At 63.4% G+C, this 16,593-nt stretch carries 14 protein-coding genes; 1 reads left to right on the forward strand and 13 read right to left on the reverse strand.

Translation table 11 applies throughout. From position 1 onward, the window contains the following. Positions 1-20: 20 nt before the first annotated feature. Complete coding sequence (locus CDQ92_RS10090; protein WP_088441224.1) at positions 21-812, forward strand: Rossmann-fold NAD(P)-binding domain-containing protein; 792 nt, start codon at positions 21-23, stop codon at positions 810-812. Between the two features lie 19 nt (positions 813-831). On the opposite strand, the gene CDQ92_RS10095 is transcribed toward CDQ92_RS10090, so the two are convergent. The 13 genes from CDQ92_RS10095 to CDQ92_RS10155 all read right to left on the reverse strand — a co-directional run bounded on the left by CDQ92_RS10095 (position 832) and on the right by CDQ92_RS10155 (position 16,454). Next, on the reverse strand, positions 832-2,124 hold the full coding sequence (locus tag CDQ92_RS10095; protein ID WP_373289586.1) for a DUF445 domain-containing protein: 1,293 nt from the start codon (positions 2,122-2,124) through the stop codon (positions 832-834). Positions 2,125-2,187: 63 nt separating this feature from the next. Next, a complete protein-coding gene (locus CDQ92_RS10100) occupies positions 2,188-5,604 on the reverse strand; it encodes an efflux RND transporter permease subunit (RefSeq protein WP_088441225.1) in 3,417 nt (1,138 codons plus the stop codon). Between the two features lie 38 nt (positions 5,605-5,642). Next, positions 5,643-6,851, reverse strand: coding sequence for an efflux RND transporter periplasmic adaptor subunit (locus tag CDQ92_RS10105; protein ID WP_373289585.1), 1,209 nt, complete (start codon positions 6,849-6,851; stop codon positions 5,643-5,645). 292 nt (positions 6,852-7,143) lie between these two features. Beyond that, positions 7,144-7,413 (reverse strand): GlsB/YeaQ/YmgE family stress response membrane protein, encoded by a 270-nt coding sequence (locus CDQ92_RS10110; protein WP_088441227.1) that lies wholly within the window; start codon positions 7,411-7,413, stop codon positions 7,144-7,146. 130 nt (positions 7,414-7,543) lie between these two features. After that, entirely contained in the window at positions 7,544-7,807 is a 264-nt protein-coding gene (locus tag CDQ92_RS10115) for a GlsB/YeaQ/YmgE family stress response membrane protein (RefSeq protein WP_088441526.1), read from the reverse strand. A gap of 934 nt (positions 7,808-8,741) precedes the next feature. Continuing rightward, positions 8,742-9,731, reverse strand: a complete 990-nt coding sequence (gene nadA, locus CDQ92_RS10120) for a quinolinate synthase NadA (protein WP_088441228.1) — start codon at positions 9,729-9,731, stop codon at positions 8,742-8,744. A gap of 72 nt (positions 9,732-9,803) precedes the next feature. Next, on the reverse strand, positions 9,804-10,514 hold the full coding sequence (locus CDQ92_RS10125) for an adenylate cyclase (protein ID WP_088441229.1): 711 nt from the start codon (positions 10,512-10,514) through the stop codon (positions 9,804-9,806). Positions 10,515-10,580: 66 nt separating this feature from the next. Further along, entirely contained in the window at positions 10,581-11,228 is a 648-nt protein-coding gene (locus tag CDQ92_RS10130) for a DUF4230 domain-containing protein (protein ID WP_088441230.1), read from the reverse strand. Continuing rightward, positions 11,225-12,025, reverse strand: a complete 801-nt coding sequence (locus CDQ92_RS10135; protein WP_088441231.1) for a hypothetical protein — start codon at positions 12,023-12,025, stop codon at positions 11,225-11,227. The genes CDQ92_RS10130 and CDQ92_RS10135 overlap by 4 nt, the downstream gene beginning before the upstream one ends. A gap of 1 nt (position 12,026) precedes the next feature. Then, positions 12,027-12,944, reverse strand: a complete 918-nt coding sequence (locus tag CDQ92_RS10140) for an MBL fold metallo-hydrolase (RefSeq protein WP_088441232.1) — start codon at positions 12,942-12,944, stop codon at positions 12,027-12,029. 342 nt (positions 12,945-13,286) lie between these two features. Then, complete coding sequence (locus tag CDQ92_RS10145) at positions 13,287-14,951, reverse strand: M56 family metallopeptidase (RefSeq protein WP_088441233.1); 1,665 nt, start codon at positions 14,949-14,951, stop codon at positions 13,287-13,289. Then, positions 14,948-15,316: a BlaI/MecI/CopY family transcriptional regulator gene (locus CDQ92_RS10150; RefSeq protein WP_088441234.1), complete on the reverse strand. Its 369-nt coding sequence runs from the start codon at positions 15,314-15,316 to the stop codon at positions 14,948-14,950. Before CDQ92_RS10150 ends, CDQ92_RS10145 begins: the two co-directional genes overlap by 4 nt. Before the next feature lie 406 nt (positions 15,317-15,722). Beyond that, positions 15,723-16,454: a murein L,D-transpeptidase catalytic domain family protein gene (locus CDQ92_RS10155; RefSeq protein WP_229667037.1), complete on the reverse strand. Its 732-nt coding sequence runs from the start codon at positions 16,452-16,454 to the stop codon at positions 15,723-15,725. Between the last annotated feature and the right edge of the window lie 139 nt (positions 16,455-16,593).

Genomic DNA, 16,593 nt, shown 5'->3' on the forward strand with positions numbered 1-16,593 from the left:
GGCGCGCAATAAGGCGGGCGATGGGACAGATGCTGATTTTCGGTTTGGGCTATGCCGCGAAACATCTTGCGGACCGCCTGCGCGCGCGCGGGTGGGATGTGGTCGGGACAACGCAGGACGGGCGCGGCGACAGCATTGCTTTTGCCGACGAGGGCGCGGTGCTCGCGGCGCTGCGCTCGGCGAGCCATATCCTGTCGTCGGTGCCGCCGGTCGCTGGCGTTGATCCGGTGCTGGCGCGCTATGTCGATGCCATCGCGATCGCGCCCGCAACATGGGTCGGCTATTTCTCCTCGACCGGCGTCTATGGCGATGCGGGCGGCGCTTGGGTTGACGAAAGCGCGCCAATCAAAGGGCGCCGCGCCGACCGCAACGCAGCGGACGCTGCGTGGCAGGCGCTGCGCGGCGATGTCGCCGTCTTCCGCCTCCCCGGCATCTACGGCCCCGGCCGCTCAATCCTCGATCGCATCGGCGAAGGCCGCGCGCACCGGATCGACCTGCCCGATCAGGTGTTCAGCCGCGTCCATGTCGACGACATCGCAGGCGGCGTAATCGCGTCGTTTCGCGGACCGGCGGGGGTCTATAACCTCGCCGACGACGAACCTTGCCACCAGAACCGGTTGGTCGAATGGGGATGTGCAATGCGGGGCGCGCCGCTGCCGCCGCTGCAAACGCTGGAAGAGGCAGGCCTGTCGCCAGCGGCGCGCGCCTTTTACGCAGAGAGCCGGCGCGTTGCGAATGGGAAGGCGAAGCGGTTGCTCGGCTGGACGCCGCGCTATCCGAGTTTTCGGGAGGGGTTGCTAAGCTGCTCATAGCCCTCGCGGGGGCGACGGGCTAAATCAAGACATCCACCGTGTGGATCAACACCCCGACCAGTCCGCCAACCAGCGTCCCGTTGATCCGGATAAATTGCAGGTCGTCTCCCACCGCATTTTCCAGCCGGTCCGTGATCGTCTTCGCATCCCAGCCGCGGATCGTGTCCGACACCAGCTTGAGCGCGGTTTCGCCATAGCTGTCGACCACGCCGACGACGGCGCGGCGCGCATAGCGGTTGAGCGTGCGCTTGATATGGGCATCCTCACCCAGCATCGCACCAAACTGGGTCACCAGTTCGCCGATCCGCCCCGCCAGCATCGTGTCGGGATTGCGCGCCGCCTTGAGCAGAGCGCCGCGGCCCTGCTCCCACAATCCGTCGAGCCAGCGTTTGACCGCTTTGTTTTCGAGCAGCTCGTCGCGGACCTTGGCGACCTTGGCTTTGACTTCGGGGTCGTGCTGCAGGTCGAGCGCCATTTTGGCGAGCCCTTCCTCGACGCGGATGCGCAGCGGGTGTGTCTCATCGACTGCCATTTCGCTGAGCAGCTTCGACAGCCCCGCGACGATACGGTTGGAAATGCTTTCGTCGAGCCCCGTGAAACGGACAATCGCGTTCGAATTATCGTGAACCATCTGATGAATCAGGTGATCGTTGAGTTCGAGCGTCTTCGATCCCCATTTGACCATCGCATCGAGCAATGGCTGGTGCCGCCCTTCGGCCAGCGCGGCCTGTAATGCCTGCCCCAGCAATGGCGCAACATCGAGTTCGCGCAGGCGGTCGGCGATCGCCGATTTGACCATTCCGCCGAGGCGCTGCTGGTCGAGCGCCCCCAGCGCGTCGGCGATGATCCGCGACGCGCCGATCTTGAGCCGCCCGCCGCCCTCGGCGGGTTGCGACAGGAAGGCACCGACGGCGCCTGCGACATCGAGCGCCTGCATCTTGCGCGCGATCAGGCGCGGCAGCAGGAAATTGGTGAGCAGGAAGCGCGCCAGCGTATCGCCGATACGGTTCTTGTTGCGCGGCACGATCGCGGTGTGCGGGATCGGGATGCCCATCGGGTGGCGGAACAAAGCGGTAACCGCAAACCAGTCAGCGAGCCCGCCGACCATCGCCGCCTCTGCAAAAGCGCGCACAAAACCCACCGCAGGGTGGACGTCCTGATAAAATTTGGCGGTGATGAACACCAGCGCCATCAGCCCCAGCATCCCCGTGGCGACGACACGAATGTTCAGTCCGCCGGTCGGAACGGCAACGCCCACCCGCAGGGGGTGGGCGCTTCCGGTCTCGTCCGGGGTCGAAATCTTGTCCATCATGCGCCTAAAATGGCGAAGCGCCGCAAAAGTTGCAACCGAGGCGGCACATTTGGCCGCGCTCGATCACTCGGCCGGTTGCGGGGCAGGCACGCCATGGGGCTTGGTATCGTCGCCTTCCTCATAAGTGAGCAGATTGCGCGAGAAGAACCGGCCCAGCCGTTTCTCCACACTATCGGCCAGACTGAAGCCCGCGGGAACGATCAGCAGCGTCAGTAGCGTCGACAGGATCAGACCGCCGATCACGACCACGCCCATCGGCGCGCGCCATGCGCCATCGCCCGACAGCGAAATCGCCGTCGGCACCATGCCCGCGACCATGGCGACCGTGGTCATCACGATCGGCTGGGCGCGCTTGCGGCCGGCATCGAGCAACGCTTCCATCTTGCCGACCCCGTGATCCATTTCCTCGATCGCAAAATCGACGAGTAGGATCGAGTTTTTGGCGACGATGCCGAGCAGCATGAGCAGCCCGATATAGACCGGCATCGAGATTTCCATGCCGGTGATCGCGAGGCCCAGCAGCCCGCCAAGCGGCGCGAGCAGCAGCGACGACATGTTGACCAGCGGCGACAGGAAACGGCGATAGAGCAGCACCAGCGTCGAGAACACCAGCAACAACCCCGACACCACGGCGATCAGGAAGTTGGTGATCAATTCGGCCTGCCACTTGGCGTCGCCCTGCACGACTTTGCGGATACCCTGCGGCATTTCTTTAACCGCGGGCAGTTCGTTGATCTTCTTCTGCGCGTCGCCGGTGACCAGCCCCGGCGCCAGGTCGGCACCGATGACGATACGCCGCGTCTGGTTATAGCGGCGCAGTTCGGTCGGCCCGGCGCCAAACCCGATTTCGGCGACTGACTTCAACGGCACGGTGGTCCCGCGGGACGTCGGCACCGGCAGATTCTCGATCGTCGCCAGGCTACGGCGCGAATCTTCGGACAGCAGCACCCGGATCGGAATCTGGCGATCGGACAGCGAGAATTTCGCCGCATTCTGGTCGATGTCACCCAAGGTCGCGATACGGATCGTCTGGCTGAGCGACGCCGTCGTCACGCCGAGTTCGGCGGCGAGGTCCATGCGCGGATTGACGATGATTTCAGGGCGCGGAATATCACCCTCGATCCGCGGCGCGCGAAGTTCCTTCACCCCGCCCATCTGCGCCACGATCGTGCGGGCGTGTTTTTCGAGCGCGACCGGATCATCGCCGCCGATCACCATCGTGATGTCGCGTCCTGAAAAGCCGCCCGACTGGCTCTGGAAATTGACGCGCGCATCGGGAATCGCGGCCAGCTTGGATTGCAGACTACGTTCCCATTCGACGCTGGTTATCTCGCGATCTTTCTTGAGCGTGATAAAGCCATTCCCGCCGCCGACATTGACGTCATAGAAAGCAGTTTGCACGACCGGGCTATTGTCGAGAACTTCCCCGATCTGCCGCGCGATGTTTTCACTTTGCGACAGGGTCGAGCCGGGCGGCAGTTCATAACGAACCTGGCTATAATCGCTGTTGGTCGTCGGCTGGAACTGCTGCGGCAGCACCATGAACAAGCCGATGCTGGACAGGAAAGCGAGCAAGCCGATGCCGACGATCCAAACGCGGTGATCGTGCAGCCGCGCCCAAGCCCGCTGGACCATGAACTTTGCCCAATGGGTGAACGACCACTGTCGCAGCCCCATCGCATAGACGGCAGCACCGATCAGAATGGCAATCAGACCGGTAGCAAGGAAGGTGACAATCGCCATGAGCGGCGTCAGCACCAGGAAATGGATCGCTGGATTCGGGCCGTCCTGCCCCGCGGGAACGGGCTGGAAGTATGAGAAGATCGAATAGAGGACATAGAGTCCTGCCAGAACGAGCGGTACCGCCAGAAAGGCGATCCTGGTCCGGGTTCCGTCATAACGCGCGCGCACTGCCTGCTGCTTGGTGCTGTCGAGCGTCCACGCCAGCAGTCGTTCATAACGATCGACCCACGGCCCTGCCGCATGCTCCTGCTCACCTTGCGCCGACAGGAAATAGGCGGCGATCATTGGCGTAATCATGCGCGCGACTGCAAGGCTGACGAGCACCGCGAACACCACGGTCATTCCGAACTGGACAAAGAATTGCCCCGAAATTCCGGGCATCAGCGCCACCGGCAGGAACACCGCAACGATCGACATCGTTGTCGCGACGACGGCCAGGCCGATTTCGTCGGCGGCGTCTATCGACGCTTGATAGGCGGTTTTGCCCATGCGCATGTGCCGGACAATATTTTCGATCTCGACGATCGCGTCATCGACCAGCACCCCCGCGACCAGGCTGAGCGCGAGCAGCGACAGGCTGTTCAGCGAAAAGCCCATCAGGTCCATGAACCAGAAGGTCGGGATCGCCGACAAGGGAATCGCCAGCGCCGAAATCAGCGTCGCGCGCCAGTCGCGCAGGAACAAGAACACGACGATGACGGCGAGCACCGCCCCCTCGCCCATCGCGAGCATCGAACTGCGATATTGTTCCTTCGTATATTCGGTGCGCGTGAACAGAATCTTGAAGTCAACCTTGGGGTTCGCCTTCTTGATCTCAGCCAGCTTTTTCATCGTCTCGTCATGAACGGTGACGTCCGACGCACCCTTGGCCTTTTCGATCGAGAAGCTGAGCACCTGACGACCCTTGATCTTCGCCAGGTTGCGCTGTTCGGCATAGCCGTCGGTTACTTTGGCGACGTCGGACAGGCGCACGGTGCGACCATTGCCAATCGACAGGCGTGAGTTGCCAAGGTCCAACGCGTTGGCGGCGTTACCCAGCACGCGAACAGCCTGTTCGGAGCCGGCAATTTCGGTACGGCCGCCCGCGGCGTTAACGTTGGTCTGGCGCAGCTGCTGGTTAACCTGACTCGCGGTCAGGCCATAGCTTTGCATGCGCGCGGGATCGAGGATGACGCGAATTTCGCGATCGACCCCGCCAGAACGGCGGACTTGGCTCATGCCGGGGATTGCGAGCAAATCTTTCGCGACCGTATTATCGACATACCATGAAAGCTGTTCGAGCGTCATGTCGGATGCCTCGACCGCGAAGTAGGTAATAGGGCCACCGGCGATGTCGACGCGTACCACCTGCGGTTCCAAAATCCCGTCGGGCAGGTCGCTACGGATCTGCTGAACCGCCTGATTCACGTCGTTATAAGCGCGGTCGATCGGGGTGCCGATTGCGAACTGCACCATCGTGCGGCTGTTGCCTTCGCTGACATAAGACGACATTTCGTCGACGCCGCTGACGCCGCGTACCGCCGCCTCGACGCGCTGAGTGACCTGCGTCTCCAATTCAGTCGGCGCGGCACCGGGTTGGACCACGATGACCTGCACCGCCGGAAATTCGATGTCCGGATTATCGTTGACGTCCATCCGGTTAAAACTGACAATCCCGGCCAGCAACAACAGCACGAACATGACGATCGGCGGCACCGGATTGCGGATGCACCAGGCGGAAATGTTGCGAAAGCTCATGATTCAAACGCCTTTTGTGCGCACGCGATCGGGGACGATTATTGCGACGATTTCTGGATCACCGGCTTCACCTTGTCGCCGACGTTCAGGAAAGCGCCTGCCAGCACGACCACTTTTTCCTGGCCGGTAAGCCCCGACGCGATCGACACGCCGTCATCGGTGACGGTGCCAACCTTGATCGCGCGGCGCTGGATGGTGTCTTTGTTATCGACGATCAGGACATAATTGCCCTCGGGGCCGCTCTGGACGGCGCTTTCTGGCAGCAGCGGGGCTTCGTCGGTGCCCGAAATCAACCGCGCGTCGGCAAAACCGCCGGGGCGCAGCGCGGCGCTGTACGGCACCGCGATCCGGACCATGCCCTGCCGCGTGTCGGGGTTGATCACGGGCGACACCTGCCAGACCTGACCCTCGACGTTCAGGTTGCTGCCGACGGGCGTGATCGTCGCGCGCGTTCCAACACGCACGCGCTGCAAATCGGCCTCGGCCATCTGCGCCAGCAATTCCATCTCACCGCCGCGCGCCATGCGGAACAAGACGCCGCTGCCGGCGCCAACGATCTGACCGGGTTCGACGCCGCGCGTCAGCACCAGGCCAGCCGCTGGGGCGACGATGTTCAGGCGACCATTGCGCGCCTGGGCCTCGGCATATTGGGCTTGCGCGACGCGGACGCGCGCGTTCGCTGCATCGCGGGTGGCGCGCTTGCGGTCCATGTCTGCCTTCGAAATGAAACCGCGCGACACCAGCGCTTCGGCACGCGTCAGTTCCGCTTGCGCCAGATCGGCGTCGGCCTGCGCCACACGAATCGAGGCGGCGAGACTTGCCGCTTGCTGTGTCTGCACCGAACGATCGATGATCGCGAGCGGCTGTCCGGCACCGACCCACTGACCGGGCTCGACCAGCACGCGAACGACTTGCCCGCCTTCGCCGGCGATCCCGACGGGCATTTCGCGTCGTGCCGCGATTGTGCCATTGGTCGAAATGGTCGACTGAACCGACACGCGGCCCGGTACCATCACGGTGATGCTCGGCATCGCTGCGGCGCCTGCGCCGCCTGCCGCGCCGCCAGCGCCCGCGGCACCGTCTTTGCTCGAGCTGAAAGCGTACCAAGTCGCTGCCAGGGCGAGCGCGATCAGCACCAGTGCGATGATCAGGCGCGTCCGTTTGCGGCGGCTGTCCGCCTCGTCATAATAGCTCTCGGTCGAACCCGCGAGGCTGTCCATCACATCCACTTTCCGCTCGTAGTTCACGCCGAAATCCTCCTGCCTCAAGCGGCATCCGATGCGGCAAGCGCGACAGCGCTCCGCCCCCTCAGGCCCGCACGACAGGACCGAAATCCCGTATGAGGTGTATTACCCAATTAAATCACCACTTGCAAGAGGCCAAAACCGGTCCCCGCGTCTAAGCCCCCGGCGCGTGGGTCTTAGGCGGGGACAGCCCCAATTTCCAGTGGTTAGAGACATGAAAAAGGGCGGCGCGCCTGACGGCGAGCCACCCTTTGATCCGGCCAGGGTCGAACGACCCAGCGCCGGTGTTATCGATTCAGCGGACGCGTCCGCGGCGCACCAGATTGACGATGGCAAGCAGCACGACCGCGCCGATGAAGGCGGTGAGAAGGGTCATCGGGTCAAAGGCGTTGCCGCGCAGGTGACCGCCGCCGAGGAACTGGCCGAACAGAAAGCGGCCGAGGATCGAACCGATACAGCCGACGATGATGTTGAGGAAGATGCCTTGCTGGGCATCAGTACGCATCACGATGCTGGCCAACCAGCCGATCACGCCGCCCATGATGATTGCGATAATGAAATCCATGATTTTGACCCCCTACGATCATTGATGGTGCCCGACATTGCGGGCAGGCATTTGATAACCCGGATATTTGAAAACGCCTAATAGAATGGCGGCGGTGCCATCCTGCACCGCCGCCATACCGATTTGCTGATTAACGAACGCTGCCGCGGCGAATCAGATTGATGATCCCGAGCAACACCACCGCGCCGATAAACGCCCACAACAGACCGATCGGGCTGAAGGTGTCGAGGCTGGCACCCATGCCGAAAAAGCTGCCGAGGAAATTGCCCAGGAATGCCCCGACGATGCCAACGACGACATTCAGGATGATGCCCTGCTGTCCGTCGGTGCGCATGACGATGCTCGCCAACCAGCCGATAATACCGCCAACGATCAAAGTAATGATCAAGCCCATGATTTTTCCCTTCCTGAACAGCCGGGCAAACGCAGATACCCGGCTGAAATAAAACGTCCGGTCGCGCCCAGACATCGTTTCAACGATGCCAACACAATGCGGAGAGGAAGCGAAAGGTTCCCGGCCGGCCGCAAAGGGCGCGGCCGGGAAAGTGGGATCAGTTCCAGATCAAAGAACTGCTCCGGGTCGCAACGACGGCTTAAGCAGCCCCGTGCGACCGCGATGTGACATCCGTCACAGGCGCAAAAATAATATGCAAAAAAGTCGGGAGGTGGCGTTCGACGCAACGCGCGGCGATCAAACGAAATGGGGGCCGACATCGCTGCCAACCCCCACTATCCGGTCCTATCCCGGCATACTCCGTCTCACTTCATCCCGGTCCGCTTTTCTTACGATCAGCAGCCCGCAAAACGATGCGTTGCGGCGCACCCCGGAACAACCCGGCGACGGTTTGGTCGGCCCCCTTTCGGGGGCCGGCCGCACCTGGAAAGCCCTTCATCATCTCTTCCTGCGTCTGCCGAAGCAGTCGCTGTCCAAGCGATGGACTGCATTTCCTGTACCTGATCGGGTCCGCATCAACTCGTGGGAATCGCTACGTTCCGTGACCAGGCTATCGGTCGATTTCCTCGTAAGTCCGGCCCGTTCTCTTCTGGCTAGTCTTGCAACTACCCTTGATGTCCCGGCGGTCTTTCGTCTCTGTCGTCCGATGATTTGAAGCTGACATGAAGCTTTCCGAGCGCCAACAGAAAAACGTTCAAATGCCCTGTCCGAACGTCGGTCTCTGTGGATAAGTCCGGCATTAGCAACAAGCGGATTCGGCGCAGCATTTTTGTAACAAGGCTGCAGCATTTTCGGATTCGGATTTGCCGCGCTAGCAGTCGCCGGTCGTCCGCCGACTCGTAGCGGCGAGTCGCCAATCCGACTCGCTCGGGGACTACGCCCGCCCTAAATCACCCTTGCCGATCGTCCCCGACGCCATCTCGAGCATCCGGTCGAGGCTCTTGCGTGCTGCCAGCCGCAGGCCTTCCTCCATCTCGATCTGCGGCTTCAGGTCGCGCAGCGCGAGGTAGAGCTTTTCCATCGTGTTGAGCGCCATGTACGGGCAGATGTTGCAGTTGCAGTTGCCGTCCGCCCCTGGCGCCCCAATGAAGGTCTTTTCGGGGATCGCCAGTTCCATCTGGTGAATGATGTGCGGCTCGGTCGCGACGATCAGCGTGTCGCCGGGGAAGGTCTTGGCGAATTGCAGGATGCCACTGGTCGATCCGACATAATCGGCGTGGTCGACAATGTGCGGTGGGCATTCGGGGTGCGCGGCAACCGGCGCGCCGGGGTGCTGCGCCTTCAGCTTGATGAGCTCGGTTTCGCTGAACGCTTCGTGGACGATGCACACGCCGGGCCAGAGCAGCATCTCGCGCCCGAACTTGCGGTTGAGATAGCCACCGAGGTGGCGGTCGGGGCCAAAGATGATCGGCTGGTTTTCGGGAATCTGGCTGATGATCGTCTCGGCGCTCGACGAGGTGACGATGATGTCGCTCAATGCCTTCACCGCCGCCGAGCAGTTGATGTAGGTCAGCGCGATATGGTCGGGATGCTTTTCGCGAAAGCGCTTGAACTGTTCGGGCGGGCAGCTGTCTTCCAGACTGCACCCGGCGTCCATGTCGGGCAGGATGACGATCTTTTCCGGGCTCAGGATTTTTGCAGTCTCGGCCATGAACTTAACGCCGCAGAAAGCAATGACATCGGCGTCGGTGTCCGCCGCCTTGCGCGACAACTCGAGCGAATCGCCGACAAAATCAGCGAGATCCTGAATCTCGGGTTTTTGGTAATAATGCGCCAAAATCACCGCGTTGCGGTCTTTGCGGAGGCGCTCGATTTCAGCGCGGAGGTCGAGGCCCGAGAGATTCTCGCGGATGGGAGCAGTCATCTCATTTCCTTATCTGGCTTTTGCCTTAGCGGTCCCCCTACACCGCCCCCCGCGGCAGAGCAATTCGCCGCATCAGCTGGCGAGGCGCGTCGCAAGAGCAATGACGGGCGGCGCCATCGACAGCAGCGATATGGCGACGCGCGTCGCGATGACAATGGCAGCGACGGCCCATGTCGCAGGATGCACGGCGCCTCTGCTGCGCTGGTCATAGCTCGCGATAATCGCAACCACCGCCAGCTGGCAGAGCGCCACCGCAGGCTCGGCCCATGGTCCCATCAGGGGGATCGGAAGTAAGCGCCCCAACGCAGGTTCGAGGATGATAATCGTCGCGCCGATCATCAACCGCCTGTGCCAGTCGGTCGCGCGGCGCCGTCGGATCGCCCACGCGACCATCACGCCGAAAACAAGCGACTCGGTCACCGTCAGCGCCAGGAAATAAGGCGGGGAGAAGAATGGCGGAAAACGGTTCAGAATCAACGACGCAACGCCGGTAAAAATGCCGAGGCAGGTGATGAACAGCGCAAGCAACCCGCCAATGCGGCCGAGCTGGCGATGCCGGGCGAAATTGCCCTGCGAAACGAGCGTCGGCTGCACAATCAGCAGGCCGAGCCACGCGAGCATCAGCACGCCGTGCATATGCACCCAGAACGGCGCCGCGACGGGATCGACAAAACCGCGCAGCGCAAACTGCAGGAAGCCAAAAACGATGAACAGCGCCAGGCCGATCGCCATGCGCTGCCAGAAAACTTCGGAGCGCATCGCCCCCTCACCCGTCGTTGCCATGCCATACCCCCCAGTCGGCTGGAATTGGGTCGAGACTAGCGCAGGATGACGGCGCGCGAAAGCCTGTTAGCCAGCAGGTGTATTGGCGAAGCGCGCGGTCACCTTCGCATCGATCCCCGCCGCCTTGAGCGGCATCGCGAAACTCTGCTCGATCGCCGCTCGCGCAGCGCCTTGCGCCAGCCGCATCGGGGTGGTCCCCTTGGCCTGCTTGATCAGCTCATCCTGCGCCGCCTTGCGGTTGGCGGCGTCGAGCGAGGCTTCGGCGTCGGTCAACGCCAACAGGATCGTCCCGTCGCGAAACTCGCTGATCGCGTTGAGGTCGATTTCAGGTCCAGCGAGCCGCAGCGGTGGCAGGGTGACGGTCAGCGCGCCCGTTGCTGCATCCCAATCAAGGTCCGACTGCTTGAGTTTGCCGAGATCGACCTCATACCGCACTGTTCCGGGCATGATCAGCGTCTTCTTCGCGCTCAGCCCCATCCGGCTCTGCGTCGATGTCACCACCGCCACATAGCGCGCGGTGAACGGCACCAGCACATTCTGATCCTGCAAGCCCTGCAAGCTCGCCGCGACGACAGTTTCGGGATCATAGCCCTTTTGCCAGTCGCGCCATGCCGACACCGCCCACCAGACGGCGAGCAGCAGCATTGCCGCTGCAGCGAGCAGGATCAGGCGCCCGGCAAGGCGCGGCGGGGGTGCGGAGAGATTCGTGGTCATGGTACTGTATAGCCCGAACAGTCGGGCGCGGGTCGATCCATTTCATAACGACCTGTCGCCCCATTGTATCGCAGCACGCGTTCGTAGCTGCATTCGGGGTCTTTCCAATCGGCGAGATCGCTGGGTTTCAGCTTCTGGCCGCTATTGTCCTCACCCCGTCGCGACGTCTGCGGATAGGCGGTCGCAAAGCTGCGATAGGTCAATGCCGGCAATCCTCCGCCATCATCGGGGCCGGGTTTCAGCACCGCTTTGAATTCATATTCGTCGTGGCAAGCGTCGAGCCTGTCTTTCGCATCCTGCTCCGAAAAACAGGCGCGGATCATCAACGCACTGTCCCATTCGACATCGAGCACTTCGCCGCCCAGCCCGATCGCGTGCGGGGCCATGCCAAAGCGCAGCAGGTGCAACCGACTGCCCGTGCCCCCGCCGCCCGAATACGTCGCACGCTGTTCGCCGATCACCCCGACCAGCATTTCCAGCCCTTGTTGGCCATCGGCTTCATCGCCGCTGCGCACCGAAACGAAATGCGGCCACAGCCGCAAGCCCTGCGGCTCGTCCGCAAAGGCCGGGAGCGGCAGCGAGGTCTTTTCGGTATCGCCGGACCCCGGGAAAGTGAGGATCAGATGGGCCGGTCCCTCACCTGCATCGGCACTGTCCGACAGTTCAAAGCATATCTGGCCATCGGGCAGGCACTGCTGGCCGCCTTCGCGGCCGATCAGCTCCACCATGCGCGATTGGCCGGCGGGTGCGGTCTCGGCGGCGGGCTGCGCCGCGGCGAGCAGCATCGTCAAAAGCATGTCAGGCCAGTTCCCATTCCTCATCGCGTTCGCGCACCACGCCGCGCGTGCGCAAGTCGAACAGATGTGCGAGCACCGAGCGCCCGGCGGCGCCGGTCAGCCGCGGGTCTAGCCCCTTGTACATATGCGCGACCATGACCGGGATAACCCGGGTTCCCATTTCCAGCTCGCGCAAAATCTGCCGCTCGCGCTGCTTGCGATGCCCCAACATGCCGCGGACGAGCTGCCGCGGCTTGGTCACCGCGGGGCCGTGCGCGGGGTAATAGACGCGGTCCTCGCGCGCATACAGCTTCGACAGACTGGCCATATAGGCCGCCATGTCGCCATCGGGCGGGCTGACGACGCTGGTCGACCAGGCCATCACATGATCGCCGGTGAACAGCGCGCCGCTTTCGATCAGGCCATAGCAAAGATGGTTCGACGTATGCCCGGGCGTCGCGACCGCCTCGATCGTCCAGCCATCGCCCGACAGACGTTCGCCGTCGGTCAGCACCCGGTCGGGCGCATAATCGGGATCGAACGCCGAATCGGCGCGCGGCCCGTCATCCTTCAACGCCAGCGGCGCACAGCCGATGATCGGCGCACCCGTCGCGTCCTTCAATGGGGCGGCGGCGGGGCTGTGATCACGGTGGGTGTGCGTACACAGGATCGCGGCAACGCGCTGCCCCGCAACCGCGCGCAAAATGGCGTCGACATGCCCCTGCCCGTTAGCGTCAGCCGGATCGCCGATGCTCATGCCGCTCCCGGTCGGGCCGGGGTCGATCACCGCAACATCGCTGCCCGCACCGACAATCCACGTCTGGGTGCCGGTAAAGGTATAGGGCGACGGGTTCGGCGCCAGCACACGCCGGACCAGCATCTCATGCTGCTCGCAATCGCCGGCGCGGATGCTGTCAGGCCAGGGCTTTTCTTCGCTCATGGATGTCATGTGGCATTGCGGGGGGCGGAACGAAAGGGGTGGCGGCGATCATTTGGCGATAGTGGTTGGAAACGAACGCTGCGGAATTCTCTTCTCCACTCACTTTTAGGGAGGGGCCGGGAGTGGGTAGCCGCCGAAGGCGGCGCTCCGCCTCGGCTCGCCTATCGCTCGCACCCACCCCTAACCCCTCCCTGGAAGGGAGGGGAATGTGTCAAATCCACCCAACGACAGCCATGCCTCCTTCCCCCTCGCGCGAAAAAGGGAGCGGTCGCCCGCTCCCTTTCCCCGCCCCTGCTGCCAGCCCCACCGGGGAGCAAAGGCTGGCGCCAAATCTGGTCGGGCCTAGTGGTCCGATTTCTCGATGTCGGCGATCGCCTTGTCGAGGTCGGCGGCGACCTTCGCGCGCATGTCGTCGGACAGGCCACGGGCACGCTCACCCTCGGCGAAGGCCTCGCGCGCTTTTTCCAGCGCCGACAACCGCGCCGCTTTGCCTTCGGCGCTGTCGTTGCAAGCGAACATGACAACCCGGCTGCGCTTGTTTCCGTCGCTCTCGTCGCGGTTGACGATCGGCGCCGCCTTTTTGCTGTCACCGCACTTGCCGAGCACCATCGTCTGGCCATGCACCGACGACCAGGCGCCATGCGGAATAGGGGGCATCGGCGGTGTCGGGGCCAGCACGGTGCGCAGGCGTTCCTTGCGTTTCGCTTCCAGCTTGTCGGCGATCGCATCGGCCTGTTGGCCGGTGATGCCCTGTTCCTTCAGCGTCGCGAGCACATCGTCGCGCGACAAGCTGCCCGGCATGCGGACGTCGATGCGGCGCAGCTTGTCCTTGCCGTCGGCGGGGGCGAACATCACCGTCGGCGCCTTGCCCGCGCCGTCGCCGTCGCGGCGGATGACGATGCGGTGTACTTCACGCTTCTTGCCATCCTTGTCGGTTGTGACGTCCGCGCTGTGATCCGTGAAGACCATCACGCCGGGGGCGTCAGGCGCATCGGGCGCGTCGGCGGGCAGCGGCGGCTCGGCCGGCAATGGCGGCGCGGGCGGTTCGGTCATATCGACCGTCTGCGCCGTGGCGGTCACAACACCCGCCGGCACCAGCGTTGCCGTCGCCGCCAGCACCGCCAGCGTCGCGCCGCCGATCAGCAACCGGCCCGCCAGTCCGCGTTGTTTCGAAATATCCCTCCGCATCAACATCGTCAGCCTCTCCTGCAAATTATCGCGAACCGCCATCGGCGCCGCGAGCGACAGCCGCGAACCGACGGCCGCCTTGGCGATTGCGGTCGCGTAGCGCGCGGTGCGCTCGCCGCGCGTGTCCGCGTCGGCCATCGTCAGCACGCGCGCATCGCACGCCGCCTCCTGATCGAAGCGAAAGGCACGGATCGCGCGCCAAGCGAACGGGTTGAACCATTGCGACGCCAGCAGCACGAGCGCCGCGGCATTTGCCCACAGATCGCCATGATGGTGGTGCGCCAGTTCGTGATCGACTGCGAGCGCGCGTTCGTCGGCGGCATAGCGGGCAAAAAAATCCTGCGGCACGGCGACGATGCGGTGCCTCAGACCAAAGGCGACCGGACCATCGACCGCATCGGTCATCACCAGCCGGATCGTCCCGATCGGCTCGAGCTCGACCGCCTCGGCCAGCACCGCGGCGCGGAAGCGGCGATGCGACAGCAGCGCCAGCGCGAGCACCGCCGCCATGCCCATCGCCCATATGAGAAAGACATGAGGCATGGCATCGGCGAACGACCAAACGGGGGCGACCGGAACCGTCATCGGCGCATCGATCGCGACCAGCATGACGTTGGCGCTATCGGGCGCGGCCACCGGATCGGCGACGGGCAGCGGCGGCAACACCAGCCGCAGCGCCGGGATCAGCCACAGGCTATACGCCAGCCGCGGGCCGAAGTGGCGCGCAAAGGGTTTGCGGATCAGCAGCACCGCCAGCACGAGCAACGCGGTGGTAAGCATCGTGTCGCCCCACACCTGCATCCATGTCGCGGCGCTCATGCCTTGAGCCTCCGCAATAACGCCTCGATTTCGGCGATGTCGGTTTCGGTCAGCGCCTCGCGATCAGCGAGATGCGCGATCAGCGGGCTGACGCGGCCGCCGAACAAGCGATCGACGAATCGCTGCGATTCCTCGCCAACGGCGTCGGCGCGTTCGATTGCGGGGCTATACAGGTAACGGCGGCCGTCGGCCTCGGCGGTCACCGCGCCTTTCTGGACCAGCCGCGCCAGCAACGTCTTGACCGTCGCCTGCGTCCAGCCGTTCTCCTTGCCGATCCGGGTGGTCAGGTCGGCCGCGGTCTGCGGGGCGTCGTCCCATAGAGCCGACAGTACCTGCATCTCCGACTCGCTTGCTCTTTCTGCCATCAGAACCCCTCCCATTGGCACCGCCCATCTGCGATGCGACTACAGATGTAGTCAAAGGGCTGAATGGTCGATGAACGAAGCTGAACGGCCCAACGAGACAGGAGGATCGCCAATGTGTCGGGATTTTTGACAAGCTTTGATGTCAGTAAGGAATCGCTAACCATCGTCTCCGGTGCATATCCGTCGCCGCGCCAAATTGGCACGGCAATTGAATAGTATCAGATGTTCCCGAGTGTTCCGCTCAATTGGAGCGGTGGGGGGCATCGGTCTGGTCCCTGATGTCCCCTGCCCCCACCGGGAAATCCCCACTTGCCCCCGATGCAGACGGGGGGCGGAGCGGCCGAAAGGCCCCGCCCCCCGGACGCTTACCCGCTCGCCAGATTACTGCATATAATGAAGGCGGGGATCAGTCGGCGGTGGTGGGGAAGGTTCCACTGGTCGCCCCGGCGCGGCGGATATTGTCGGCGACCGGTGGCAGCTGGAACGGCGCCGGCATGGGCGGCAGTTCGGTCAGGCGGTCGGCAAAGATCAGGCGCCCCGGCCCCAGCTTGTAGAGAATCATCGGCAGCAAATCTTCGCCGAACACAAAACAGCCTTCGCTGCGGCCCAGCTTGCCCTGCGTCGCGATCAGCGACGGATCGGCATACCAGGCGCCATGCACGACAATGGCACGCACATCGGCATTATTGTTATCGGGCTCCAGCCCCGCAAGCCGCATCGACGATCCGTTCGCGCCCCAATAATAATCGCTGGTGCGGTAGGCACCGCGCGACGTCGCGAGGCTGCCGACGCGGTTCGAGAAGTTTTTCAGCCACCCGTCATGCTGAGGATCCGAACCACGGCCGTGCGTCACCGGGAACATCTCGACCTTGCCCGCGATCATATCGACCAGCGCGAAACGCGAACGCGATGACGGCAGGCCGAAATCGACAATCCCGACGCGGTCGGTCTGCGGAATAAAGCGGCTTTGCATCGCGATCTGTTTGCGCGCGACCGCCAGATAGTCGACCGGCGGCGCGGTCGTTGTCATTGGCTGCCGGATCCAGTCCGGCATCTGCGCGCGCGCTGGCACCGCGGCCATGGCGCCTGACCCGGCCAATCCGGCCAGCATCGCCCTGCGATCGATCAATTTACTCACGTGCTACCCAACCCCGCATTGGCCGCCTTTGGCGATCCTTCGACCTTGCATAAGTCGTGCGTTCGCCGCGAAAGGCAAGCAGTTGGTTCCCTGTCATGCGAGCAAATGTGCCATATATGCTATGAATAGCGGGTTTACG

This window comes from Sphingopyxis bauzanensis, assembly GCF_002205675.1.
Classification (GTDB): Bacteria; Pseudomonadota; Alphaproteobacteria; order Sphingomonadales; family Sphingomonadaceae; genus Sphingopyxis; species Sphingopyxis bauzanensis.

Excerpts from the sequence above, each read along its gene's own strand:
- CDQ92_RS10090 (WP_088441224.1), top strand. The coding sequence starts at position 21 with ATGGGACAGATGCTGATTTTCGGTTTGGGCTATGCCGCGAAACATCTT.
- CDQ92_RS10110 (WP_088441227.1), bottom strand. The coding sequence starts at position 7,413 with ATGGATTTCATTATCGCAATCATCATGGGCGGCGTGATCGGCTGGTTG.
- CDQ92_RS10095 (WP_373289586.1), bottom strand. The coding sequence starts at position 2,124 with ATGATGGACAAGATTTCGACCCCGGACGAGACCGGAAGCGCCCACCCC.
- CDQ92_RS10115 (WP_088441526.1), bottom strand. The coding sequence starts at position 7,807 with ATGGGCTTGATCATTACTTTGATCGTTGGCGGTATTATCGGCTGGTTG.
- CDQ92_RS10140 (WP_088441232.1), bottom strand. The coding sequence starts at position 12,944 with ATGAGCGAAGAAAAGCCCTGGCCTGACAGCATCCGCGCCGGCGATTGC.
- CDQ92_RS10125 (WP_088441229.1), bottom strand. The coding sequence starts at position 10,514 with ATGGCAACGACGGGTGAGGGGGCGATGCGCTCCGAAGTTTTCTGGCAG.
- CDQ92_RS10150 (WP_088441234.1), bottom strand. The coding sequence starts at position 15,316 with ATGGCAGAAAGAGCAAGCGAGTCGGAGATGCAGGTACTGTCGGCTCTA.
- CDQ92_RS10145 (WP_088441233.1), bottom strand. The coding sequence starts at position 14,951 with ATGAGCGCCGCGACATGGATGCAGGTGTGGGGCGACACGATGCTTACC.
- CDQ92_RS10130 (WP_088441230.1), bottom strand. The coding sequence starts at position 11,228 with ATGACCACGAATCTCTCCGCACCCCCGCCGCGCCTTGCCGGGCGCCTG.
- CDQ92_RS10100 (WP_088441225.1), bottom strand. The coding sequence starts at position 5,604 with ATGAGCTTTCGCAACATTTCCGCCTGGTGCATCCGCAATCCGGTGCCG.
- CDQ92_RS10135 (WP_088441231.1), bottom strand. The coding sequence starts at position 12,025 with ATGCTTTTGACGATGCTGCTCGCCGCGGCGCAGCCCGCCGCCGAGACC.
- nadA (WP_088441228.1), bottom strand. The coding sequence starts at position 9,731 with ATGACTGCTCCCATCCGCGAGAATCTCTCGGGCCTCGACCTCCGCGCT.